The following is a 25262-nucleotide window of genomic DNA, read 5'->3' as shown; positions in this document are numbered from 1 at the left end:
AGAGACAGGAGATAATGCAAACAACGGAAAAATCATCTTTCCCCTTGTCCCCTTGTCTCCTTGTCCCCTTGTCCCCCCATCCGGTTAATTTTATTTGATGACCATGAATTAGCCCTGCCCATCTCCCCACCTCCCCTGCCTTCCCCGACGATACACTAAAAGAGTATGAAGAAATGTAAAGCAAAGGAAAACAGCCGTGCAAACCATCACTTTAGGACAAAATGGCCCCGCAGTCACACCCTTATGTGTAGGAACTTGGGCTTGGGGTGATAAACTGTTTTGGAGCTACGGTAAAGATTACGGTTCCGAACAGTTACGGGAAGCCTTTCATGCTTCCGTAGATGCTGGGGTAAACTTTTTCGATACTGCGGAAGTTTACGGCATGGGAGTTTCGGAAGAATTGCTGGGAGAATTCATCAAAGAAACTGATAAACCTGTGCAAATAGCCACAAAATTCGGCCCTTTTCCTTGGCGATTTACTGGCGCTTCAGTTTCCGACGCTTTAACAGCTAGTTTAAGACGTTTGCAGCTGGAATCCGTAGAACTGTATCAAGTTCACTGGCCTTTTACGTTTTTTCTTAGCCAACAAAGTTTGATGCAAGCTTTAGCAGAAGAATACAGAAGAGGCAGAATCAAAGCAATAGGAGTCAGCAATTATTCGGCTGAAGAAATGCGCCAAGCTTATCAATATTTAGCTGATTTTGGTGTACCTTTGGCTGTCAATCAAGTGCGCTACTCGTTACTTTCCCGCAAAGTAGAAACTAAAGGGATTATTTCCACTGCTAAGGAATTAGGCGTGACGATTTTGGCATATAGTCCTTTAGCGCAAGGTTTGTTAACTGGGAAGTATGTTCCTGAGAATAATAACCAACCAACTGGGGCGAGAAAAACTGATTCTCGTTTTAGTAAAAGTGGTTTAGAAAAGATTTCTCCTTTAATTAGTTTAATGCGGGAGATTGGGAATAAGTACGATCGCACACCCGCCCAAGTCGCCCTAAATTGGTTAATCGCCCAAGGCAACGTAATTCCCATTCCCGGTGCCAAAACTGCCGAACAAGCTAAACAAAACGCAGGCGCTTTAAATTGGCAAATGACTCAAGAAGAAGTCGCAGCATTAGAACAAGCAAGTCGCCCTTGGTTAGGATAATAATTAATGTATTCATGTAGGGAAGTAATCTATGCAAAATTCGCTTCTTCCCTACTACCAATTATTAACTACCAACTACCTAAACTATGAAACTTTTATCAGACTGGGGCTTTTCTCTAGAAGGTTTACGAACTGGCAATAAAGGTGAATATTGGTTTTTTATTCAAGCTTTGCTAATTATACTTTTTCCTTTTATACCCGTTTACCGCCCAACTTGGTTAGAAATTAACTCATCTAATTTATTGTATTTCACTTGGGGCGTAGCAGCTTTTTTAGGATTAATTGCCTTAATTTTTATAGGCAAAGGTTTAATAGATTTAGGAAAACAGTTAACGCCTTTACCTTATCCCAAAGAAGATGGGGAATTAGTGCAAACAGGTATTTATAGTTTAGTGCGTCATCCTCTGTATAGCGGGTTGTTGTTTTTAACACTTAGCTGGGCAATTTTTCAAATAAGTTTAACTCACTTATTGGGAGTTTTAATTATATTTATTGTCTTGAATGCGAAGGCAAGTAAAGAAGAAGCTTGGTTAAGTGATAAATTTCCCGAATACACTGAATATCGGCAAAGAGTGAAGAAGTTGATTCCTTGGTTGTATTGATAAAAATAGGACTTACGCAACTGGCACAATCAGTAGGGTGCTCTACTACACTAAAACCCTGATTCTTTCAATCAAATTTAATGTCTGACGCACCCTACAATTCGATTCAAATGTGACACTTGTGTAAGTCCTGAAAAAGTAACTTTCGTAAAAGTAAGTTGCTTTATATCTTTTCTCCTACTCTGATAAAAGTAGACTTTTTGTAATTAAATTTTGGTAGTTTTACTTAATTTACAAGTAATTACGCAAATAATTTGCAAAAATATTGGTGTTTATTCAGAAATACGATAAATTTCTATTTCCGCAAAATTACTCTTATCAAAACCTACTGCTCTGAAGCTATTGTGTAATCAAACGCTCCGAACAGGAAATTTTTTATGTTTGATTCAGATTCAACTAATAGCTTTCCACAATCTTTTTCACCATTTACTAATTCAGGTTTGCATCTTCAACCAACAGATGAATTTTCGCCAAAACTGCTAAATAAACAGCTATCTTCCCCCCACATATTAGGAGAAATTAGTCAAGAGGTAATAGATACAAAAACTGTATTATTGAGCGATAATTCAAGTTTTACGCGGCTTTGTGCATCGCCATTAGGACAAGAATCTGATAGTTTAAAGACAAATAAATCATCAGTAGATGAGTTAACAGGTGAAGTTTTATCAAACAGTAATCATCGAATCTTAGAGCAGGCGCTACAATTTGCTCAAAATAATTTAAAAGGTCTGGCGAAAGATGCAGATTTCAATGCCAAGATGAATCTCGCTTTCGGTAATGATTGGAATGCAGAGGTATTTAGTAATTTAGTTCAAGAGTTTGCTAAAGGTAATTTCAGTCAGCTACCAGCAATTGAAATTGTGCCATCTGCGGCGATTAATGGGGCGAATGGTGCTTTTGCTAGTGTAACGAATACGATTTATTTAGCCAAAGAGTTTGTTGAACAAAATGTAGGTAATCCTGGTGCGATTACGAGTGTGTTGCTGGAAGAAACGGGGCATTTTATTGACTCGAAGATTAATGTTTCCGATGCGGCGGGTGATGAAGGAGATATTTTTGCCAGAGTTGTGGAAGGTAAGGCGATAAGTACTGATGAACTTTTAAAGTTAAAAGTTGAGGATGATACAGCGGTTATTACATTAGACGGAAAAGCCATTCTCATAGAGCAAGATAACAGTTTGAGTGCTGCCCGCAACATTGGAACTCTGAATGGCACGCAAAATTTTAGTGACTTTGTTGGCACCAGCGATACAAACGATTACTACCGCTTCAGTCTGAGTAACAACAGTAACTTCAGTCTGACCCTTAACGGATTGAGCGCAGATGCAGATGTGCAGCTACTTGACAGCAATGGGAACCAGATTCAGACTTCTGCCTTGGGCGGCATCACAGCAGAATCTATCACTCGGACTCTTAATGCTGGTGATTATTATGTAAGAGTTTATCCTTGGGGTAGCGGCAACACCAATTACAATCTAAGTCTAAGCGCACAATCTCAAATCACTGCGAACCGATGGAGGGCTGAATATTTTAACAATATTAACTTAACAGGTAATCCCACTTTTGTTGAGGACTTGGGAGACGGCAGCCAAGCTTTCTCTCGCAACTGGGGCAATGGTTCTCCTACTAATACTCCCTCAGACAATTTCTCTGCTAAGATGACGACCCAGCGTTATCTTGCTCCAGGTTTGTACAAGATTACAACTCAAGCTGATGATGGCATCCGCGTGCGTATCGGTAATCAGACGGTAGTTAATCGATGGGTCGATCAACCATATACAACTAATTCTGGGTATTTCTACTCGAATGGAGGTAATTTCCCAGTTGCAGTTGAGTACTATGAACGGGGTGGCGGTGCAGCTATAAACTTTAACATTACCCCTGCCACTAAATTCCAAGATTCAGTGAATGAATCGCAGGAGTGGAAAGCTACTGTCTACTCATGGGATGGTAGTCAAGGTAGCGCCCCACCAATAGATTTCTGGCCAAGTGATATCAACAATTCCAAGGCCATCGGTGTAATTAATTTGGGATCTAACACCCGCAGTGATGGGAAGAAAGGCATCAATGTTAATTGGGGAAATGGTGCGCCTAACGGAGATGGAAATCGTCTACCTCATGACTATTTCGCTATCCGAGCTTACACCTGGGCTGATTTTGATGGCAGTCCGTATAAGTTCCGAGTGATGGGTGATGATGGATTCCAAATTCTTGCTACGAATCAGGCTACCCGTCAGACGTACTACATCACTCCTCAAAATAGTTGGGATCAAGCTTACGGTCCCCAAAAAGAAATAACCTATACATTGCCTGCTGGTCGGTATGACTTACACTTTCACCAGTATGAAGCGGGTGGCGATGCGTATTTAAACCTTTCCTGGGAGAAGGTGTTTGATATAAAGCCCGTATTTGATAGCAATCTTCGCAGCAGCGCACAAAATGTCATCAATGATGCTGTCAATACATGGGAGTCAATTATCAAAAGCGGGCCTATAGGTAGTCCTGTGAAAGATGGATTCCAAGTGCGAATATATGAGTCCAACCTTTCTGGGTATGCAGGCTCTAGTTATGCACAAAATGGTTATGCCGAGATGGATTTGACTAAAAGCTTTTTTAACCTGTCGTATGCTCAGCAAAAGAAAGTTATCATGCACGAGTTAGCTCATGCGATGGGGTTTGGGCAAATCAATTCATCAGATTATTGGCGTAACACAACAAAGATTGGAAGTAGCTATTACTTCACAGGTTCTAATGCAAAAACTCTATATGGAGGAAATGTTCCTCTCATGCCGAATTTTAACGGCGCAGGATCGGGCTGGGAACATTTTCGTGAGAATGACTCTAAACTTCGCTATGACCTGATGAGCGCTGAAACTAATGAAAGCTATTCGTCAAACGATTTAAAATATACTATTGCCGCTTTCAAGGACATGGGATTTAATGTAGCTTGATGGTGGCTAAAAGAGTAGCGCACTTAAAGTAGCGCACTTCTAGTGCAGAAACAAGGTATTATCACCCTTCCTACCCGTGATGTCCGATCGCCATTTTTCCTCTACACAAATCTTGCACTTACGCTTCTATCCCACCTGGGGTTCAAACCCCAGGCTAATAGCGAAACTCCACTGAAGTGGACTGAATAAAATATGTATTCAGTCGGATTTGTCCGAGTTTAGCTATGAGGCGGGGAATTGATTCCTCGCTGGGTGATGGCAACAGATCCAAGATTTTTGTTTGCAATCTTCAAAAGCGATCAATCGCATTTCCCATTTAATCAAAATGCGATCGCTTTTAATTTTTCTCACAAAAACTCCACACGCCCAATCATTTCTTCAGCCGTATAAACTTCATACATTAGAACCAAACTTTCAATAATCTGCCCTATCGAGCGAGTTCCTTGCTTACAGTATGCAATGCCACAGTGATTGCTATTTTGACTCGCTATAATCAGGAAATCTTGATCGTGAGTAAAAATTACACGCCCTTCATTTTGAGCAAAAGCTAATTGTACCTCATCACTTTGGGTACGCAAGCCCACTTCAACTGTTGTTGTCACATCAATCCCACAGCGGCGTAATTCAAAAGCGATCGCTTTTTTTACTTGTTCGTCCAAGTGATATTTAATGCGATCGCTCACCTCTAATTTCCTTTAACTTTAACTGCAATTTTGATGGTGAACTATTTCGCCTTAATTCTTCAACCAATGCCTCACTTTCTGCTGTATGACGATCGATATCTTCACGATGTTCGTAATAATAAGCCATTGCTGAATGAACTGATGCTAAAGACAGATCGTAATCTTTAGCAATATTTTCTAAAGATTCTCCCATCTCTAAATACATTCTAGCGATCGCTGCTACAGGAATTCTCGTACCAGCAATGCGCGGTTTACCACCACACACCCCTGGACTTATTTCAATATACTCTGCAATTACTGGCTGTATGGACATAACTTGTTGCTTGCTTTCTTCGCCAATAAACTTTATTTTATCATGGAAGTTAGCGCAGGATTAGGACATACGGTACTCGTTGATGGTCTGGATGAGGCAGGATATGTTCTGATTCGCGACCCTTGAGATGGTACAAGTTATAAAATGACAAAAGATGACTTTCTAAAATACTGCACTACTCAAACAGTTTTTCGGAGTTAATAATGAACGTAAAAGTGCTTTCAATTGAACCAAGAAAAGAAACAGGAACTTTTGATGTGCTAGTTTTAATTGGTACAGAGGAACACAAATTTACGATGACAGTTGACTCACATCTAGTTGCTAACCAAGAAATTCAAGTTACCAATGGTGACAGGCATTTTTCAGAAACTTTCAAATTTTACCAAATGATCGCTCTGAAAATATCTAAATTAGTTTCAAAAGTCTACAACAATCAAGCGTTTGAATTGCCAGTAGATGTTGATGAATCTTATTACAAAGAAATCGCCGCTTATGTTTGAGATGCGAGTATTATTTATTGGAGCAGCAATGACAAATAGCGATAGCGATCGCACTTACCATTTAATCAAAATGCGATCGCGTAGCGTGCTCTCTTGCATATCGCCATTTCTCCTCTACACAAATCGGCTATTTATTCTTTTTTATTCCTAACAAAACCTGTGAGAAAAGATAGCGGATTACTCATATCAGCAGCAAAGCCAAGGATAGCGCGATCGCGATGTTCATAAAGTAATTCCCCCTGCTCATCAAAAAGGAAAGTTGCGCCTCGTTGAGTGAGATAGGCAGGATTAGGAACGTAAGTTTTCCAGTTACTAAGCACTTCTCCCATATTTCGCAATCGCAAAGTTGCTAACTCAAATGGACGCTGAAAACCTTTACCACCTGCCAATTTGAAGAATGAACCTTTCATCGCGGGTAGAGGGGGAGCCTTGATAATTTCTTCATCGCCAATTAATTGAGGTGCTTTTGCGTCGCCTTTATATCCGCGAAACACTTCTGCTAAAGTGCCAGGACTACCAATTCCAGCACACATTAACATTAGGTTGAGCCAAGCATTCGCACCAGATGATAAACCAGGTAATTTGAAGGATAAACCTGAATATAGATTAAGTGTTTGGTGCAGTTGAGCCGTAGGATCTACAAACAAACAATCTGCTGGAAATCCGGTAAAACTACAGAATTTTTGACCGGAAGTGCGATCGCCAATTCCCACTGCTCGGATTGCTACTCCTTGTGCTTGAAGTCGATCGGCATCTCGTCGCCACCACCAAGCATACTCGAAGCTGTCAAAATCTCCCAATTGTGGCAATATTAACACCAATTTTCGAGATGAAGACTCGCAACCACTCAAGATAGATACAACTGCTCCATCACTCACTCGTTGGCGTTCAGTTTGGCTCAAAATGCTATATGTACTCATCAGCTACCAAAAAATTAATTCTACTTTATTCAATGAAAGAATAGCAGTTCACATCTAGCCAATGGATAGATGCGACAAAACCAACAATTTTGATTTGATTAACTCAAATTGCTAGAAATAGGTACGTTGTTACGCTAAGCGCGAAGACAGCGCAACAACGTACCTAATCCAGCTTTAGACAAATAGCCGGAAAAAAACAAATGAACCCAGATACAATTAGGGATACAGTGAAAGATTTAATTAATGAATTACCTGCATCACCTCCACCAGAACAAGAAGGAATTAGAGAATTATTAGAGCAACTGCAAAGGAGAATTGAAGCTGATGAAAATTTACCAACCGAAAGTGAAGCAGAAGCTTTAAGCCAAATTAAAGTTTTAGTAGAAGCCGCAAAAAATGCTGGAATTGAAGAACATCGGAGTATAGCTTTTTCAGCACTCCAAAGATTACGAGGAATCGTCAAAGAAGCACCTAAAGCTCATAATTTTCAAGAAGCTTGTGAGGAAATTTTGCCGCAAATTTCTACAGTATTTGGGTTATAAACTGCATTCAGCACACCAAAAATAAAAAGCGATTTATGCAAATCCAGGAGATTAGAAAATGCAATTTCCTCTTTTCCACGGCCCTTTGAGATCGCTAAAATCTACTATTACCTCTGGGGTAATAATTTTTGCAGGGCTATTCGCAACTCTTGAAATTGGCGATCGCGCACAAGCTTATGTAGTCTCAGGCGATCCGAATGACTACATAGTTAGTCCCGGTAATGGATTTGACGGTGTTGTAAGTTTATTTTTACAAAAAAGTTTGGGAGGTTTTGATTGTTCGGGTTCGCTGCTATCTTCAGGGCGACACATTCTCACCGCTGCCCACTGTCTCACTGACGATTTTGGCTTTAATATCACAAATGCGGCTACAGCATTTTTCGATCTGCCAACAGGTAAGTTTGGTATAAATATTGCCAACATTTTTATCTACCCAGACTGGGACGGTTTTGCTGATTTCGACTCTTTTGGTGGCGATGTTGCCATATTGGAACTCGTATCAGCAGCACCTGAAGCAGCCCAACGGTATGACATTTACCGAAACACTGATGAAATCGGTCAGGTCAGCACTAAGGTTGGATACGGTTTATCTGGACAAGGTAATCAGGGTTATAACCCAGGTAATTTCCCTTTTGGAGTCAAACGTTCGGGTCAAAATGTATACGAGTTTTTAGGAGAAAATTTAGATCCTGGCGTACTTCCCAGCGCAATCTTGCTATACGATTTTGACAATGGATTACCAGAAAATGATGCCTTTGGATTTGTTGGTATTCCTAATTTAGGGTTAGGTTTGTCAGAAGTTAGTACAGCCCCTGGTGATTCGGGAGGGCCAACATTTATTAATGGGCTAATTGCCGGAATAACATCGTATGGTCAATGCTTCGTCAATCCCATTAACTTTGAATGTGTCAGTCCTCCTGATGTTGATAATATAGGAAACTCTAGTTTCGGAGAGTTTAGCGGTGATACTCGCGTATCAACTTACGCTAGTTATATAGATGATGTTTTGGCTGGCAAAATAACTCCTACTTCTAGAGTTCCTGAGCCTAATACTATATTTGCTTTGTTTACTTTCGCTGCCCTTGCAGTTAGTTCGCGGTTAAAGAAGAAGCTAAAATAAAAAGTATGAGTATTGCACTATCAAATAAGAGTTTTTCCACTTGGATACGTAAGTCACGATCAAGTTAAAATTGTGCCGCCCATTAATTTTTGGTAGCGGTATTCTAACTCAGCTTTTAATAACGAGTTTTGTAAATGTTGGTCTTGCAACATCACTAATTCTGCCGCATCTCGCGCCAAATTTAACACTTCTTGATCTTCGACTAAACTGGCTAAGGCAAAGTCTGGTAAACCCGATTGTTTCGTGCCTAAAACTTGACCGGGGCCCCGAAAACGCAGATCCATTTCTGAGATAAAAAAGCCATCTTGAGATTGTTCTAACACACTTAAACGTTGCCGGGAATCGGCGGTGGTGCTACTACTCATTAATAAACAGTGAGATTTATGAGTACCCCGACCAACTCTACCTCGTAATTGGTGTAATTGAGATAAGCCAAAACGTTCGGCATTTTCGATTAACATTACTGTGGCGTTTGGTACATCTACGCCTACTTCAATTACTGTTGTAGCTACTAAGATTTGGGTTTTATTGTCTCGGAAATCGTTGATTGCTTCATCTTTTTCTGCTGAAGTCATGCGACCATGAAGCAAGCCAACTTTAAATTCAGGAAATACGCTTTCTTGTAATTTTTCATATTCTACTGTTGCTGCCCGAACATCTAATTTTTCTGACTCTTCAACTAAAGGTAAAACAACATAAACTTGTCTGCCTTGGACAAGTTCTCTGCGGATTAAATCGTAAGCTTGATTGCGGTCTCTGCCTGCTAAAGCTACTGTATTAATTGCTTGTCTTCCTGGTGGTAATTCATCGATTTGACTAACATCTAAATCCCCATGTAAAGTTAAGGCTAAGGTGCGGGGAATTGGGGTTGCAGTCATGGTTAATACGTGAGGTTGTGCGCCTTTTTGTTGTAATTTGGCGCGTTGATGAACGCCGAAACGATGTTGTTCATCAATCACTACTAAACCTAAACTATGAAAGTTAACTTTATCTTGAATTAAGGCGTGAGTTCCGACTAATAAAGGTAATTCTCCGGTTTCTAATTGGGCATGAATTTCTCGACGTTTGGCGGTTTTAGTGGAACCTGTGAGCAATTCTACGGGTAAATGTAAGAGGTTAAACCAACTAACTAATTTACGATAATGTTGTTCGGCTAATACTTCTGTAGGTGCCATTAATGCGGCTTGATAACCTGCTTGAATGGCGGCGAGAATGGCGACTACTGCTACTACTGTTTTACCTGCACCTACGTCTCCTTGAACTAACCGATTCATTGGTGTAGGTTTTTGTAAATCGTTGAGAATATCGTTGATTACTCTTTGTTGTGCGCCTGTTAATTTGAAGGGTAATACGTGATAGAATTGTTCGATTAGTTTACCTGTGGGGGCTAAAATTGCTGCGGCTTGAGTTTGGCGTAATGTTTGACGACGTTTGAGAAATCCTAATTGTAAGTAAAAGAATTCATCGAAAACTAAACGCCTTCTGGCTGCTTCTTTGGCAGTAGTATCTGTGGGAAAATGAATGTTATTAATGGCTTCTGGTAGTTTAATTAATCCGTAGCGATCGCGCAACCCCCGCACCAAAGGGTCTTCAATTTTGGCGGTTGCAGGTAACACCGTCATCACTGCTTGTCGCACTACGTCGGCGGGTACTCCCTCAGTTAACGGATAAATTGGCACAACTCTACCAATATTAATTGATTCAATATTATCTCCTGGACTAGCTAACATTTCCATTTCGGGATCTTGTAAAGTTAAACCATATTTAGTTTCTTTAACTAAACCAGATGCCGCAATTATTCCTCCCACAGGATAGCGTTTTTTTATTGATTCTTGCCAACCCCGATTAGTATATTGATTACCTGCAAAAAATCTACTCAACCGCATTTTACCGTAACGGTCTTGTAAGACAATTTCTAAAATAGTTAATTTTTTATTCTTTGGACTGGTAAAACATTCACAGCGTTTAATAGCGGCGACAATAGTTACTGTTTCGCCAGCTTCTAATTGCGAAATATCAACTCTTTGGGAATAATCAATATGATCGCGAGGATAATAAAATAGTAAGTCCCGGACTGTATAAAGTCCTAATTTGGCTAAATGTTTACTTCTGGTAATTCCTAATTTTGGGACTTCTCTTAAAGGTTGTTCTAAGGAAATTTCGGGTGCGGTAGTTGGTAGTTGGTAATTGGTAGTTGGTAATTCTTTTAATATTTCTTTGTCTTCTGGTTCTTCATTAATTTTGCTTCTTTGTTGCCAAGTTTTTTGGCATTCTTCCTCAGAAGCTTGGAGAAATATCTTTGCTAATTTAACTAAATTTTCTCGTTCGCTAATTGGCAGGTTGGAATATTTCGCAAATCTACTTGCCATTTCTTGCCAGTTTTTGCGCCACTCGGAATTTAACAGTTTTGGAGGTTTGCCAAAAGTTAAGCAAAGAAACTCACTAAAGCGGTATTGATTGCCTATTAAGTCAACAAAACCACTTTTTTCTTCTACTTCTAAGGCTTTTTGCCATCGCACCCAATCAGGTTGAGGATTAATCATAAACCAACTTTCCGATTTTGGCTTTTGGATTTTAGATTTTAGATTTATAGTTTAACAAATCACTACAGAAACAGGGGTATTGCTATGATAAATGACTAATGAATAATTTGGGGATTTGAGATTTTACATTTATAGTTTAACAAATGACCCGCAGAGACAGGGATAGGCAACGATGCACCAACATTGCCATGATAAATGAGCAATGACAATTATTAATCAAACCAACTGGCACGCCAAGCTAATTCGGCTTCTGCAATGGCTTTTTCTCTGTGTTTTTTCTGATATTCTCGACGGGTTGTATGCAGTCTGACTGAGAGGTTTCTAATTTGCTGACGTATAGTTGTCAGAGTGGAGTCAGGAAATTCGATTTCTGACAAACGGAGATGAATAGCAATTAAATGTGTAACGGTGGAATCTTGGGATTCTCGATCGCTTTCTGTCTCAATTACTAAGTTTAATAAATTTGGTGGCCCAGGCATTGTTTCCGCCGCTGCTTCCACTTTAGCAGCTGCTTCTAATACTGGTTCGGGGAGTTTTTTGGGTAATAAACCTGCTTGTTGTAACCTTAAGTTACTGTCACGAGAAAGCTTTTGTAAACTTTTGGCGATCGCAGTTTCTAATCTTTCCTGCCATTGCAATAAAGCTTCTGGGTTGGTAATTTGAGTATTTGGTTTTTCCGTTGTCTGTTCCGCATTACTCTCTCCAGAATCAGACTCAGAAACAGAGTTTTCTTCATCGCTTTCCTGTTCTTCTATTTCGGCAATACTTTCCTCAAGTAATTCCTGAAGGTCGCTAATTTCCAGTTGATTTATTGACAGTAAACGAGATTTTTCCTGCATCGGTGAGTTAACTTGAACAATTAACTCTTGTGCGGTACGATCTGCCAATTGCTTGATTGCTTGTTGCAACTTTTGCCGTTTATTAAAAGACAAACTGAGAAATTCTTCTGGGTAACTCTGCGTGCATAAATGATAGGTTGCCACGATCAGCTGTTGCCGAATTCCTTGACCTAACGCAGTCAAATAACGGCTGTAAATATTGTAAAATTCTCCTGCGAGTTCTGCGATCGTCTGTTCTAATACCCCAATTTCCCGTTCAATTCGCTCAATTGCTCTAGCCATAATCTTACTGGAAGTTTAATAAATATACAAAGCATTGCGGTGTTAAATTTAGATTACCGCAATGCTGAGAATCTACGAAAGTATTAACAATAGATTCAAAATCCCCCTTATCAAGGGGGATTTAGGAGGATCGAAATGGTTATTCTTTACTTCCAATTTGTGCTGCAACTTCTTCAGCAAAGTTACTTTCTTGTTTTTCCAGTCCTTCACCGAGTACAAAGCGCACAAAGCGACGAACTTGAATATTTTCTCCCAACTGAGCAACATTTTGTTTAATCAACTCTTCCACCGAGATATTTTGATCTTTAATGTAAGCTTGATCCAACAATGTCATCTCTTTCAGGCGTTTCTCAATCCGCCCTTGGACAATCTTTTCTTTCACGTTAGCTGGCTTATTGCCCAAATCTTCGCGTCCCATTTCGATCGCTTTTTCTTTTTCCACAATCTCAGCTGGGATATCGCTCACCTTAACATACTCGACGTTAGGGTAAGCAGCGATTTGCATAGCAATATTCTGCACTAAGCTTTTGAAACCTTCAGTACGGGCAACAAAGTCAGTTTGGCAGTTCACTTCCACCAAAACACCCACTCTGCCACCAGTATGAATGTAGCTACCTACCAATCCATCTGTAGCGGCTTTGGTTTCAATTCTGCCAGCTTTCAGTATCCCTTTTTGCCGCAGCCAGTCCATAGCTTTGGCAATATCACCTTCATTTTCTTGGAGTGCTTTTTTGCAATCCATCATTCCTGCACCCGTTTTTTGGCGCAGTTCTTGAACCAGTTTTGCAGATATTTCCGCCATCTTGTCTCTTGCCCTTACCTAAATCTAGTTTTTACGGGTTCAACGTGATTATTCCTCAGTATCTTCGTCTTCGTCGGAATCTACGAAATCACTTTCATCGTATTCCAGATCGTCTTCCGCACCTTCGTAATCTTCGTAATCTTCTTCTTCAGCTACATCTAGTTGACCGTGACGACCTTCGTAAATCGCATCTGCCAACTTACCTATAATGAGCTTAATCGATCGAATTGCGTCATCGTTGGCTGGAATCGGAATATCAACTACATCTGGATCGCAATTAGTATCTAACAAGGAAACGATCGTTAATCCTAATTTCTGGCATTCCTGAACGGCGTTATATTCCCGTTTCTGATCCACAATTACAACCACATCGGGAATTTTTCGCATTAATTTAATGCCGCCCAAATATTTTTGCAGCTTTTCCATTTCCCGACGCAAAACGGCAGCTTCTTTTTTCGGCAACAAATCCAGTGCGCCGCTTTCTTGCCGTCTTTCTAAATCTTTGAGACGTTCAACTCTGGTTTTAATTGTTGTCCAGTTGGTCAGCATTCCGCCTAACCAACGTTGGTTAACATAGTAAGCACCACAACGAGAAGCTTCTTGGGCAATAATCCCAGCTGCTTGGCGCTTGGTACCAATAAACAAGAATTTTTTCCCTTGTTCTGCCGCAGTTCGCATGAAGGTGTAAGCTTCCTCCATCAACTGAGCAGTTTGCACTAAATCAATAATATGTACCCCATTACGAGATGTGTAAATGTAAGGGGACATTTTCGGATTCCAACGGCGAGTTTGGTGACCAAAGTGAACACCAGACTCCATCATTTGAGCCAAAGAGACAACGGGCATAATTATTTAAACTCCTTTCGGGTTAATCCTCCATCTGAGGGCATTTCCGATCGCTTTATGTCACAGAAACACCCGAAACCTCAGATGTGTGGTTTGGTGTGATTTTAGACAGCGATTCCTAGAATAACACAATTTGGCAAAGATCTGGGAAAAAGTTTCCCATTATGGGGAAACTGTAAGTTCATGGGTATTTTTTAGCTGCGTTGCTGTCTTGGTGGCAGGGTCGTAAGCCCAAGCTGTTAAGACTACTCTACCTGTAGGTAAACTGTTGCCTTTAATGGTAGTAGTCCAGCCAGAGTTTTTGTAGGCTTCACTTTTGAGTGCTTTAACTACATCAGGTCTAGCTATATTTACATTAGCGATCGCCACAACTTGATTAGTATCTGGTAAGGTAATTATCACCTTTTCAGCTGCTTTAGTTTTTTCTGGGACGACTGCCCAACCTGCTAATGTAATTGTGCCATTTTTGCTGACGTTATGTTTTAGCGTCACCGCGTTATTAACCGTATCAAAAAAACCATTTAAAACGGTGGGAGGAGGTGTCTGAAATTTAATTTCCTTGACAGCTTTCACACCCAAGCTGCTAATGTTGGTAGGTGGAGTTGTCAGCTTTTGTCCCGCAGGTGCAGTAGTGCTGACATTGGTAGCTGTATCAGCAGGTGGGGTAGTATTTGTAGCACTTTGGGTACCATTAGAACAAGCAGCTACTACAACAGCTAGTCCTGAAATCAATCCTAAAAACTTTGCCCGATTAAACATATTACATCTCACATTTAATAGTGAATTGCTGTCTTTGGGGAAGTAGTTACTTCCTGAAAAACTGGTTTCACACCTAGTCGGCGTGTAAAATTAGCCTTAATAACATACCATATCTTTGCTAGGGTGGGATCAAAGGAAAAGGCTAAACGATTTGCAATTTGCAATTTTGAATTTTAGAAAATTTAAAATCTAAAATTTAAAATCTAAAATTATTGGCAATTGATGCTTGATAAACTGCTTTGACGTTGTACCAATTGAGAAAAATTCTGGCAATTTCTAGAGCAAGTTGTGGTTTACCTTGGTTGATTAATGTTTGTAATAATGGGGCTAAGGTGCGTTCGTTTAGGCGACCGCCTAAAGATAAAATTCCCCAAAGTAAACGGTGTATCCAAGTCATTTGAATCATCATTTTTACTTCCCAACTGGGATGTTTTTGATAAAACAAAACTCCCATGCGTCCGCGTTGAATTTCTTTTTCAATCAAGCTGGAAATTTGGTTTAATGCAAAGGGCGGATGCCAATGGTAGCCAACTGCGGCGGGGCATTTAATTAGTTTTAAATCTAGCTTTTTTAAGCGAACTCCTAGTTCTAAGTCTTCCCAACCATAAAGTTGAAATTGGGTGTCGAATAATCCGGCTTTTTCTAACCAATGCCGTGAAATTGCTACGTTTCCGGTAGCAAAATATGCTGCCGAAAAATCGGTAATTTTATAAGGTTCAGCGGTGGGATGCTCGAAATTGCAGGTGTTAATTACTCGACCGTAGGTAAAAAGGCGATCGCTCCCGATTTTCTGATACCCTGCTACTAAAGCATCTGCATGGGCTTGCAGGAAATTTTCTGTTACTACTAAATCGCTATCAATAAATATAATTGTGTCACCGATCGCATTTTCTACACCCAAATTCCGGGCAGCGGCTGGCCCTTGGTGACTTTGCTGCAATAATCTGACATGAGGTAGTTGGGCAGCGTGGGATGCCAACCAAGACAGGGTATTATCTGTAGAACCATCATCGACTAAGACCACTTCGTAACCAGTAATCGGGCTGTTTGGGGTCAAATGCTGCTTCTCTAAAGCTTTAAGGCATTTTTCCAGAATCGGTTGACGATTATAAGTGGGAATGACAACGCTGAAAAACACCTGTAAGATAGCTCTTGGCTTAGTTGGTCAAGGGTTTATGTTACTTGGCGATCGGCTTAGTGTCAATGTGGGGGACTGGGAAAGTTTTTGACCAGGATTTGCAGATTTACCAGATTTCTTGATTAATCCTGTTTATCATGTAAATCCATAAATCCTGGTCAAAAACTGTGTTCTGGGGGACAGATATCGATCGCTATTAGTAGATAATAAGAGTTTGTCTTTTTAGGTTTTTGGTTTTATTAGCAGCTACTTTAAAGGAAAATTGGCGATGAAAGCACAGGATTTGATCGGGAAAACAATTGCATTTGCCGGATCGGGTGGATTAGATAGTTGTACAATTACTCGTTGGCTAACTGATATCGGGGTAAATGTTGTCTGTTTTACAGCTGACTTAGGACAACCTGACGAAGAAGATATTGAAGCAGTTCGCCAGAGAATGTTGCAAGCTGGGGCGGTAGATTTTGTATTATTACCTGCAAGAGATGCGATCGCACAAGTAGGTGTAGATATAATTCAAGCACAAGCTTGTTATGAAGGACGCTATTGGAATACAACTGGAATCGCTCGTTGTGTATTAGCCAAAGCGATGATTTTAGAGATGAAAAAACGGAGTTTAACTATTTTTAGTCATGGCGCTACAGGTAGAGGAAATGACCAAGTACGCTTTCAATTAATTACTAATATGTTAGCTCCTGAATTTGAAGTTTATGCTCCTTGGCGCGATGAGGAATTTTTAGCCCGTTTTCCTGGACGTAGCGAGATGATTGATTTTTGTCAGGAAAAGGGACTTGCTGTTTCTGCTACTAAAGATAAGCCTTATTCAACCGATGCGAATTTGTTAGGGTTAACTCATGAGTCGGGAATGTTGGAAGAGTTAACAACTCCGGCACATTTTGTCAAGCCAATTATGGGTTGTTATCCGGTTGATGCACCTGATGAAACAATAGAATTTACTGTCAGATTTGAAAATGGTATTCCTGTAGCAATTAATGGGAATTCTGTAGGTTTGGTGGAAGCATTTTTGCAAACAAATGCGCTCGGTGGAAAGTATGGTTTGGGAATTGGCACTCACTTAGTAGAAAACCGTTTTGTGGGAATTAAATCACGGGGAGTTTATGAAAGTCCAGGGGTAGAGTTATTAGGCACTTGTTATGCTTATTTATTGCAATTAATTTTGGATCGTCGCGCCCGTGAGTTTTACGATCAGTTATCTCTATTAATAGCCAAACAAATTTATCAAGGTTATTGGTTTGATTTAGCAACTAAGATGGCGCTTCAGGCGATTAAATGTACCGCAGAGTTAGCAACAGGAACAATTAAAGTAGCAATTTATAAAGGAACAATTTCCTTTTTGGCGGCGACTGATGTGGCACATTCTTTATATTCCGAAGAAAACGCTTCAATGGAAGGTGTGGGTAGCTATAATCATGCTGATTCCGAAGGTTTGTTGCGCGTCTTTGGTGTCAGTGCAAGAGTTTTAGCAACAAGTGGACAAGTGAAATTGTCTGAATAGAAAAGTTGCGGATTGGGAACAAGGGAAAAAAGAAACTAGGAGAAGTTCATTAACTCACAACAAGATCGGGATTTATGGATTTACATGACAATCAGGATTAATCATGAAAGCTGGTAAATTTATAAGTTCTGGTCAAACTGTCTTCCTAACTCAAAACGTGCTACGCACCGCTACGCTAACAAAACTTTCCCAATTCCCAATCCCCAGTCCCCTTTCACCCAGTCCCTTTTCAAATTCTGCCGTATTGGGCTGTAAATCTTTCTTTAGGATTTTGTTGTTGGGATAACCAAGCCCACATTTGATCGCCGTAAGAAAAGTGCCACCATTCGTTAGGATGTCGTAGGAAGTTGGCGCTTCGCATTACCTCAAACAACAATTGTCGATGAGCATGGTATTGTTTTTCTGGGAAATCGTTACTATGAGCAAAATAATCAGGAAAAGAAACAGAGGAAATTTCATCAATGGCGGAACCCATGTTAACTATATTGCCATTTTCATCAACTAAGGTAACATCGATCGCAGCGCCCGTGCTGTGGGGTGGTGGTGTAGCTGGGTCGAGGCTTGGTGCTGCCCAAAATTGATATACTTGTTGCCAAAGTTCTGCAATTTCGGTTTCGCTTAATTCTTCAAGGTTTAGTTGTCGATCGCTAACTAATTCAGCAAAGCTATAATCAACCATAAATTGTTGCACTGCTACTGGTCGGTAAGCGTCAAATATCAAAATTCGCCAGTTAGGATGGGTTAGCTGTAGTTGGTTTTGGGCTTGGATGAGGTTTTCCAGGACGGTTTCCCGGAGATAATAGGGTGAAAGTTTGCCGTAGGGGGCGCGGAGTTTTTCGTAAGCGTGGGGTGTTTGGGCAGCGAACTGTTCTAGGGGAATGGGTGCGAGGGGTTCGCCACATTCTAAAATGCGGATTTTTTGGTAGGGTTTGATTGTCATGTTGCGCGAATGGGTGGGTGTTTTTGGCGAGTGTTGTTTGTTTGTGCCTCAAATGCTTAATGTACAAGAGTTTGGGGTTTTTATGGGGCAAATGTTATCCGCGCAAAGTTTGTAATGCTTGTGGTGTAAGGGTTTTGAGTAAAATGCGTTGAACAGGGATTTACAGGCTGTAGGCTGAAATGATAAATTTATTCTTGTCCGCGCAAATGTACCTTGAAAATTAAATATCATCAGGGTTTGGGAGTGCCGCAGTTTAAACTTCAATTAATCCCTATCAGGGATTGAAACCTGCAATTCAAATTGAGAAAAAAGCTTTAGCTTGGTAACGGTTTAAACTTCAATTAATCCCTATCAGGGATTGAAACAGTTGCGCCATTGTCGATATTTATCCTCAGCCTTGTTTAAACTTCAATTAATCCCTATCAGGGATTGAAACTTTCTATTTTTTGAGGAAGATATCGAACCAGTGCCGAGCGGTTTAAACTTCAATTAATCCCTATCAGGGATTGAAACGCAAAGCTTGTCGCTGTCGTTGCTGCAATTGGAGTTTAAACTTCAATTAATCCCTATCAGGGATTGAAACGGAACCGTTGCCAATTGAAGATGACCGGGACAAGGAGTTTAAACTTCAATTAATCCCTATCAGGGATTGAAACGACATATTTAACAAATAATAAAACACTCACTGTGCCAGACGGGTTTAAACTTCAATTAATCCCTATCAGGGATTGAAACAAACAAAATCCGCTACTGGAAACACCTCTGGCAACGTTTAAACTTCAATTAATCCCTATCAGGGATTGAAACACCAAAGTGGGAAGTAAAACTACCTCCCCCTGACTTAAGTTTAAACTTCAATTAATCCCTATCAGGGATTGAAACGCTGACTGGACGCAGGAGAAGGAAGCGCCGCAGGGAAACCTTGTTTAAACTTCAATTAATCCCTATCAGGGATTGAAACCAACTTGCGCCCTTTTACAAACTACTTCACCTACATTAATTGTTTAAACTTCAATTAATCCCTATCAGGGATTGAAACCATAAATTCTCTGTGCCCTTGGCGAGTCCGACCAACCAGTTTAAACTTCAATTAATCCCTATCAGGGATTGAAACGAGCATTTAATAATTGCAGAACAAGAGGAAAAGTTTAAAGTTTAAACTTCAATTAATCCCTATCAGGGATTGAAACGTGAAGACATTAAAAAATTACTGGCTAGAAATGAAAGTTTAAACTTCAATTAATCCCTATCAGGGATTGAAACATTGTTTTTTTGGATGAATTCTTCGACGAAATAGAGCATTAGTTTAAACTTCAATTAATCCCTATCAGGGATTGAAACGATACTTATAATTTTTATAATAACTTGACCACTCACGTTTAAACTTCAATTAATCCCTATCAGGGATTGAAACATTTACCAACCTCCCATTGGATTCAATGCAGAAGTGTTTAAACTTCAATTAATCCCTATCAGGGATTGAAACATTATTACTTGTGTGCGGATGATGTTTTTCGAGTTGTTTAAACTTCAATTAATCCCTATCAGGGATTGAAACGTAACAACCACACCAAAAGTGCAACGAGTTTTTGCACTTCGTTTAAACTTCAATTAATCCCTATCAGGGATTGAAACATAGTTTACCGCCGTCGATAATCGTGGTTCGGAAAATGTAGTTTAAACTTCAATTAATCCCTATCAGGGATTGAAACTAAAATGGCAGCAGCCGCCGCCAATCCCTTTGCAAATATCTCGTTTAAACTTCAATTAATCCCTATCAGGGATTGAAACGAATGCTGATTAATTCTTTAATTCCCCAAAGAACTACGGGGTTTAAACTTCAATTAATCCCTATCAGGGATTGAAACGCCATACATTTTCCTCCAGCTTTGAGCCTCTATAAAGTTTAAACTTCAATTAATCCCTATCAGGGATTGAAACGTTATCAAGTGGTTTAGCAAGATTGATTTTGTTTGGTTTAAACTTCAATTAATCCCTATCAGGGATTGAAACGGAAGGACGCTGATTATTTGTAACCCAAAATTTTGGTTTAAACTTCAATTAATCCCTATCAGGGATTGAAACGAGAATTTCACCGAGAATTTAGTAGAAGCGGTACTAGAAGCTGGTTTAAACTTCAATTAATCCCTATCAGGGATTGAAACTAGACAATATGACTAGACCGCTTGACAAAAGACAAGCTAACTAGTTTAAACTTCAATTAATCCCTATCAGGGATTGAAACAGGCTGGATATGAAAAAACAACCCCGATATCCCAGGCAAAGTGTTTAAACTTCAATTAATCCCTATCAGGGATTGAAACGCGTATACCTCGATATAACTGCCAGTGGGTTTTAGTTCCTCTCGTTTAAACTTCAATTAATCCCTATCAGGGATTGAAACACCAATGGCATATAATCCAGGATATGTGCCAAAGTTTAAACTTCAATTAATCCCTATCAGGGATTGAAACTCACTCAAGGAAATGTTTAGGGCAGTCGGTATTGATGTTTGTTTAAACTTCAATTAATCCCTATCAGGGATTGAAACTTGCTACTGCTACAGAAGAGGCAATAGAAAACATTAAAAACGGTTTAAACTTCAATTAATCCCTATCAGGGATTGAAACAACTACTCCAGCTTCAACCAACAAGGAAACACAACAAGTTTAAACTTCAATTAATCCCTATCAGGGATTGAAACTAACCCAAAGTATCTAACACTGCAAGAAATAGAACAAATATAGTTTAAACTTCAATTAATCCCTATCAGGGATTGAAACAAATCCTTCGTGGCCTGAGTAACTGTATTTTCTAAAAGTTTAAACTTCAATTAATCCCTATCAGGGATTGAAACTATCAATTGGTACTGACTCATAAAAAGACTTTGCTGTTTAAACTTCAATTAATCCCTATCAGGGATTGAAACTTGTCTCCCATCCTTAAAATATGGTGGTGTCTCACTCCGTTTAAACTTCAATTAATCCCTATCAGGGATTGAAACTTCTGGAAACCAAGGGCCTCTATCAAAAATCACCCCGGTTTAAACTTCAATTAATCCCTATCAGGGATTGAAACGGGAGCAGTACGCACAGTCTATCAAGATTGTATCGTTTAAACTTCAATTAATCCCTATCAGGGATTGAAACTGGCTTTGCCCGTCCCTTCACAGGCAATAATTCCAGTTTAAACTTCAATTAATCCCTATCAGGGATTGAAACAATATTGTTAGGATTTCTCAATGGTTGCATAAGGTTTAAACTTCAATTAATCCCTATCAGGGATTGAAACAATTTTATTCCCATTTTTAATTAACAGAATAAACTTTAACGGGTTTAAACTTCAATTAATCCCTATCAGGGATTGAAACTGCACAATGTCTTCACTCAACATTAGTGCATTATGAACAGTTTAAACTTCAATTAATCCCTATCAGGGATTGAAACTATTTCAACCAATGGTTTGAGGTACTGGATTAAGTTTAAACTTCAATTAATCCCTATCAGGGATTGAAACTGATTATCTGGTTTGAATCTAACCCAAACTTCGAGTTTAAACTTCAATTAATCCCTATCAGGGATTGAAACACCAAGAGCATTAATAATCAAAGGTAATTGGGTAGTTTAAACTTCAATTAATCCCTATCAGGGATTGAAACATAAGCGATCGTGCCATCGTGCCGACTAGAGAAGTTTTTCGTTTAAACTTCAATTAATCCCTATCAGGGATTGAAACAAACTTTTTAGTAATCAATTCTTTTGAATCAAACGTTTAAACTTCAATTAATCCCTATCAGGGATTGAAACGGAAACTGGTTGCGATTATTTTTATGAAAGCATCCAAATGTTTAAACTTCAATTAATCCCTATCAGGGATTGAAACCTGGCTGGGCGCGAGGAGCAATTGATCGATCGCACGTTTAAACTTCAATTAATCCCTATCAGGGATTGAAACCGACAAACGGATTGTCGCGGTTGTTTCCAGAAGTTTAAACTTCAATTAATCCCTATCAGGGATTGAAACCCCCACCATTTCTCAAACATACAGGTGGGCTTCTCGTTGTTTAAACTTCAATTAATCCCTATCAGGGATTGAAACAGTGAAATTCAATCGGGGATGCCCAACTGGACGGGCGCAAGTTTAAACTTCAATTAATCCCTATCAGGGATTGAAACATCTGTTTGCCCGTAGGCTATATCTCCGGCTGGGGTTTAAACTTCAATTAATCCCTATCAGGGATTGAAACGACTAGCTTTTACCTGTTGTTGATATTCAAAGATACTTATAGATTGACTAGAGGTTAAGCTATAGCATATCCAGTATATTGTCGTACATTAGGCGCATGAAAAGCCAAAACAATTTTATCTTTTGGAATACCAGCGGCAACAAGTTCATCAGTAATGCCGTCTTCAATTCCATCTCTTTGAATCCAAATTTTATCGTTAATGATTTCGACGTGAACAACACAACCATGAACTCTACGTTTGCCGTCCCAACCCACTACTACGATCATAAAGTTATTACGATCGCGATCGATAATTAATTTACTTTCAATTTCTCCATGACTGTAAGGAATGCGATGATGGGCTTCTAGAATACGTTCAATAATATGGCGATATTCTTCTACTCTATCCATTGGACAATCTCCTCTGTTTCTGGATCGAAAATAACTAACTTAAGGTAGTTATTTTCTACTACCATTTTGGCAATTTCCTCTTGAAAGAAATCGAGATAAACTGATTCTGTAATGGCTAAATACAGGATACGTTCTGGTTGCGATCGCTGCAAACCATCTCGATACAAAATATACTGTCCTAAAGCATTTTCTAAATCTTGGACTGGTGAGGGACTTAAAAAGCTTTTAATTTCAACAGCAATTTTATGGCCTTCTTTTTCAGCAGCTATAACTTTTTCTGCACCTAAATCAATATAAACTGAACGAGAGCCTATTGAAAGCCTAAAAAATTCGTCAGTTATTGTCCAATTTATCCTTTTCTAAAGCAGTTTTTACTTTATCGTGGTAGATATCCTTTGCCATGTACTAAAGTCCCTGGAACCTCTCTACTCTTCTACTTTGTGGTGACAAGAACAAGCATCAACTTCGGGAACAGGATCGTAACCTCCGGGATGGAAAGGGTGACAGCGCAAAATGCGACGGATACCCATCCAACTTCCGCGCCAAGGGCCGAAACGTTCGATCGCTTGCATGGCATACTTAGAACAAGTCGGCTGATAACGGCAGGAAGGTGGAAACAAGGGGGAAATGAACATCTGATAGCCACGAATTAGCCAAATCAGTAAAATTTTCATTAAATTAACAACTGTGTTAAATATTTCGTTCATATCTAGTTTGTGGTTTAAGATTGCGATCGCAGCTGTTTGGGTGGGTGCGATCGTCCTTACTGCTGAATTATTGCACCGTTACACCACCACAGACCCCGAAAAAATTCGCAAAGTCGTTCACATCGGAACTGGACAAGTAATTCTTCTCGCCTGGTGGTTAGAAATCCCCGCTTGGGTAGGAATTGCTGCTTCTATTTTAGCGAGTACTATCACTCTTTTATCTTATAAATTTCCCATCCTTCCCGGTATTAATAGTGTCGGACGCAAAAGTTTGGGCACATTCTTTTATGCTTTAAGTATTGGTATTCTAGTAGCTTGGTTTTGGCAGATCCAACAACCCCAATACGCCGCTATTGGTATTTTAGTCATGACTTGGGGCGATGGACTAGCAGCTTTAATCGGACAAAAATATGGTAAACATCCCTACAAAATTGGCGGTATCCAAAAAAGTTGGGAAGGTTCGTTAACTATGACTGTAGTAAGTTTCGTAGTCACTAGTTTAATTTTATTAGCTGTGCAAGGAAACATCTGGCAAATTTACGTAGTTTCAATAGCTGTTGCTTTAGTCGCTACTGCTTTAGAAGCTTTCTCAAAATTAGGTGTAGATAATTTAACCGTTCCCGTTGGTAGTGCCGCTTTGAGCTTTTTATTAATGGAAATATTACAAAGTTCGTTGTAAGTGCTTCAGCACTGAAACACTAAAGTGTTTACAACCAACCTGAGTATTAAGTCGGTTGTGAACACTTCAGTATTCAATTAAAATTGGGTGGGGAATTAATTCCGCCACCCATGTTTTCTAGGAAGAATTGACAATGAAAAATGGAATGATAGCAGCAGGCTAGGCGATCGCAGAATTTCCCACAGGCAGATCGCAGAGCCTAACAAAGTTAAGTGTTTGACCTCGATTAACAATGTAATTACTTCTTTGCACAATTACTAATCCGAACCTTTAGAGGTTTTCCTGTAAGCATCTCCTTCAAAAGGTTGAACACCAATTTCAGGATAATCTTTATCTTCTGGAGGGCTGAAAATTCTAGTTAAGGCTTCCGAGAAGAATTGAGTCACTCGGTCAAACATTTCAGGTATCTTCGCCATAAAATTGTTCTCCCCACCATGAGGTGTAATTTTATAGTTGAGAGCCAAAAACTTTTTTGGTCTATCTAATTTTATTATCTATAAAATTCGATCGCTCCACCGTTCTTGCAACACTTGTTTGATTATGTTTGCAATACTTTGTCCTAAACTCCCCTAATTGTTTAGTTAAACTACTAAATCTATACATTTTGTATTATTTGTTTATTACTGCACAAGAATTTCTCATTCATGGGGACTGAGGAGATGGGGAGGTAGGGAGGTAATAAAATTATTTTTTTTCCCATCCCCCCATCTCCCCATCCCCCCAGGGCTAATTCATTTTCAACGGAGAAATTGATTTGTGAAGGAGAGATAATGCAAACAACGGAAAAATCATCTTTCCCC

The 25262-nt window shown here is 39.6% G+C and carries 24 protein-coding genes and 1 CRISPR repeat array; of the genes, 9 read left to right on the top strand and 15 right to left on the bottom strand.

The window, feature by feature from the left end:
* Positions 1-196: 196 nt before the first annotated feature.
* From IQ264_RS22005 to IQ264_RS21995, 3 genes are all read left to right on the top strand, one after another.
* Positions 197-1147 (top strand): aldo/keto reductase, encoded by a 951-nt coding sequence (locus IQ264_RS22005; protein ID WP_193982947.1) that lies wholly within the window; start codon positions 197-199, stop codon positions 1145-1147.
* An 86-nt stretch (positions 1148-1233) separates the two neighbouring features.
* Entirely contained in the window at positions 1234-1749 is a 516-nt protein-coding gene (locus tag IQ264_RS22000) for a methyltransferase family protein (protein ID WP_193982946.1), read from the top strand.
* Between the two features lie 377 nt (positions 1750-2126).
* Positions 2127-4700: a pre-peptidase C-terminal domain-containing protein gene (locus IQ264_RS21995; RefSeq protein WP_193982945.1), complete on the top strand. Its 2574-nt coding sequence runs from the start codon at positions 2127-2129 to the stop codon at positions 4698-4700.
* Positions 4701-4922: 222 nt separating this feature from the next.
* On the opposite strand, the gene IQ264_RS33510 is transcribed toward IQ264_RS21995, so the two are convergent.
* The 3 genes from IQ264_RS33510 to IQ264_RS21985 are packed head-to-tail and all read right to left on the bottom strand — an operon-like array spanning position 4923 to position 5696.
* A complete protein-coding gene (locus IQ264_RS33510) occupies positions 4923-5051 on the bottom strand; it encodes a hypothetical protein (protein WP_265583101.1) in 129 nt (42 codons plus the stop codon).
* The gene (locus IQ264_RS21990; RefSeq protein ID WP_193982944.1) at positions 5048-5383 is read right to left on the bottom strand and encodes a DUF5615 family PIN-like protein; all 336 of its coding nucleotides are present in this window, start codon (positions 5381-5383) and stop codon (positions 5048-5050) included. Before IQ264_RS21990 ends, IQ264_RS33510 begins: the two co-directional genes overlap by 4 nt.
* Positions 5367-5696, bottom strand: coding sequence for a DUF433 domain-containing protein (locus IQ264_RS21985; RefSeq protein ID WP_193982943.1), 330 nt, complete (start codon positions 5694-5696; stop codon positions 5367-5369). Before IQ264_RS21985 ends, IQ264_RS21990 begins: the two co-directional genes overlap by 17 nt.
* A 203-nt stretch (positions 5697-5899) precedes the next feature.
* Here IQ264_RS21985 and IQ264_RS21980 point away from each other — a divergent pair, with 203 nt between their 5' ends.
* The gene (locus IQ264_RS21980) at positions 5900-6196 is read left to right on the top strand and encodes a hypothetical protein (RefSeq protein WP_193982942.1); all 297 of its coding nucleotides are present in this window, start codon (positions 5900-5902) and stop codon (positions 6194-6196) included.
* Between the two features lie 28 nt (positions 6197-6224).
* Positions 6225-6347, top strand: coding sequence for a hypothetical protein (locus IQ264_RS33505; protein ID WP_265583100.1), 123 nt, complete (start codon positions 6225-6227; stop codon positions 6345-6347).
* Here the strand turns inward: IQ264_RS33505 and IQ264_RS21975 are convergent.
* Positions 6328-7116, bottom strand: coding sequence for a peroxiredoxin-like family protein (locus IQ264_RS21975; RefSeq protein ID WP_193982941.1), 789 nt, complete (start codon positions 7114-7116; stop codon positions 6328-6330). The two genes, IQ264_RS33505 and IQ264_RS21975, sit on opposite strands and share 20 nt — an antisense overlap.
* A 200-nt stretch (positions 7117-7316) precedes the next feature.
* Between IQ264_RS21975 and IQ264_RS21970 the strand changes: the two genes are divergently transcribed.
* Positions 7317-7658, top strand: coding sequence for a hypothetical protein (locus tag IQ264_RS21970; protein WP_193982940.1), 342 nt, complete (start codon positions 7317-7319; stop codon positions 7656-7658).
* A gap of 58 nt (positions 7659-7716) precedes the next feature.
* Positions 7717-8778, top strand: coding sequence for a trypsin-like serine protease (locus IQ264_RS21965; protein WP_193982939.1), 1062 nt, complete (start codon positions 7717-7719; stop codon positions 8776-8778).
* Positions 8779-8837: 59 nt separating this feature from the next.
* Here IQ264_RS21965 and recG read toward each other — a convergent pair whose 3' ends face one another.
* From recG to IQ264_RS21935, 6 genes are all read right to left on the bottom strand, one after another.
* Positions 8838-11321, bottom strand: coding sequence for an ATP-dependent DNA helicase RecG (recG, locus tag IQ264_RS21960; RefSeq protein WP_193982938.1), 2484 nt, complete (start codon positions 11319-11321; stop codon positions 8838-8840).
* 212 nt (positions 11322-11533) lie between these two features.
* Positions 11534-12442: a hypothetical protein gene (locus IQ264_RS21955; RefSeq protein WP_193982937.1), complete on the bottom strand. Its 909-nt coding sequence runs from the start codon at positions 12440-12442 to the stop codon at positions 11534-11536.
* 139 nt (positions 12443-12581) lie between these two features.
* On the bottom strand, positions 12582-13244 hold the full coding sequence (gene tsf, locus IQ264_RS21950; RefSeq protein WP_193982936.1) for a translation elongation factor Ts: 663 nt from the start codon (positions 13242-13244) through the stop codon (positions 12582-12584).
* Positions 13245-13292: 48 nt separating this feature from the next.
* Positions 13293-14090: a 30S ribosomal protein S2 gene (gene rpsB / locus IQ264_RS21945; protein ID WP_193982935.1), complete on the bottom strand. Its 798-nt coding sequence runs from the start codon at positions 14088-14090 to the stop codon at positions 13293-13295.
* A 162-nt stretch (positions 14091-14252) separates the two neighbouring features.
* Positions 14253-14849, bottom strand: coding sequence for a hypothetical protein (locus IQ264_RS21940; protein ID WP_193982934.1), 597 nt, complete (start codon positions 14847-14849; stop codon positions 14253-14255).
* Between the two features lie 196 nt (positions 14850-15045).
* Entirely contained in the window at positions 15046-15987 is a 942-nt protein-coding gene (locus tag IQ264_RS21935) for a glycosyltransferase family 2 protein (protein ID WP_193982933.1), read from the bottom strand.
* Positions 15988-16255: 268 nt separating this feature from the next.
* Between IQ264_RS21935 and argG the strand changes: the two genes are divergently transcribed.
* Positions 16256-17500, top strand: coding sequence for an argininosuccinate synthase (gene argG / locus IQ264_RS21930; protein ID WP_193982932.1), 1245 nt, complete (start codon positions 16256-16258; stop codon positions 17498-17500).
* 229 nt (positions 17501-17729) lie between these two features.
* Here the strand turns inward: argG and IQ264_RS21925 are convergent, their stop codons facing one another.
* The 4 genes from IQ264_RS21925 to yidD form a co-directional block, all read right to left on the bottom strand.
* Positions 17730-18434 carry a M15 family metallopeptidase gene (locus IQ264_RS21925; RefSeq protein WP_322744785.1) on the bottom strand — a complete coding sequence of 235 codons (705 nt, stop codon included), beginning with the start codon at positions 18432-18434 and terminating at the stop codon, positions 17730-17732.
* A 257-nt stretch (positions 18435-18691) separates the two neighbouring features.
* Positions 18692-22686: a CRISPR direct-repeat array (repeat unit 37 nt; unit sequence GTTTAAACTTCAATTAATCCCTATCAGGGATTGAAAC).
* 54 nt (positions 22687-22740) lie between these two features.
* Positions 22741-23076: a XisI protein gene (locus IQ264_RS21920; protein ID WP_193982930.1), complete on the bottom strand. Its 336-nt coding sequence runs from the start codon at positions 23074-23076 to the stop codon at positions 22741-22743.
* Positions 23064-23369, bottom strand: coding sequence for an element excision factor XisH family protein (locus tag IQ264_RS21915; protein ID WP_322744784.1), 306 nt, complete (start codon positions 23367-23369; stop codon positions 23064-23066). The genes IQ264_RS21920 and IQ264_RS21915 overlap by 13 nt, the downstream gene beginning before the upstream one ends.
* 132 nt (positions 23370-23501) lie before the next feature.
* Positions 23502-23750 (bottom strand): membrane protein insertion efficiency factor YidD, encoded by a 249-nt coding sequence (gene yidD, locus IQ264_RS21910; RefSeq protein WP_228061720.1) that lies wholly within the window; start codon positions 23748-23750, stop codon positions 23502-23504.
* Positions 23751-23763: 13 nt separating this feature from the next.
* On the opposite strand from yidD, the gene IQ264_RS21905 reads away from it, so the two are divergent.
* Positions 23764-24462 (top strand): SEC59/DGK1/VTE5 family protein, encoded by a 699-nt coding sequence (locus IQ264_RS21905; protein ID WP_322744783.1) that lies wholly within the window; start codon positions 23764-23766, stop codon positions 24460-24462.
* A 257-nt stretch (positions 24463-24719) separates the two neighbouring features.
* Here the strand turns inward: IQ264_RS21905 and IQ264_RS21900 are convergent, their stop codons facing one another.
* Positions 24720-24878, bottom strand: coding sequence for a hypothetical protein (locus IQ264_RS21900; protein WP_193982928.1), 159 nt, complete (start codon positions 24876-24878; stop codon positions 24720-24722).
* Between the last annotated feature and the right edge of the window lie 384 nt (positions 24879-25262).

This window comes from [Phormidium] sp. LEGE 05292, from assembly GCF_015207735.1.
GTDB lineage: Bacteria > Cyanobacteriota > Cyanobacteriia > Cyanobacteriales > Aerosakkonemataceae > Floridanema.
Note: the sequence above shows the minus strand (reverse complement) of the source record. Positions and strands in the feature narration are given on the sequence as shown.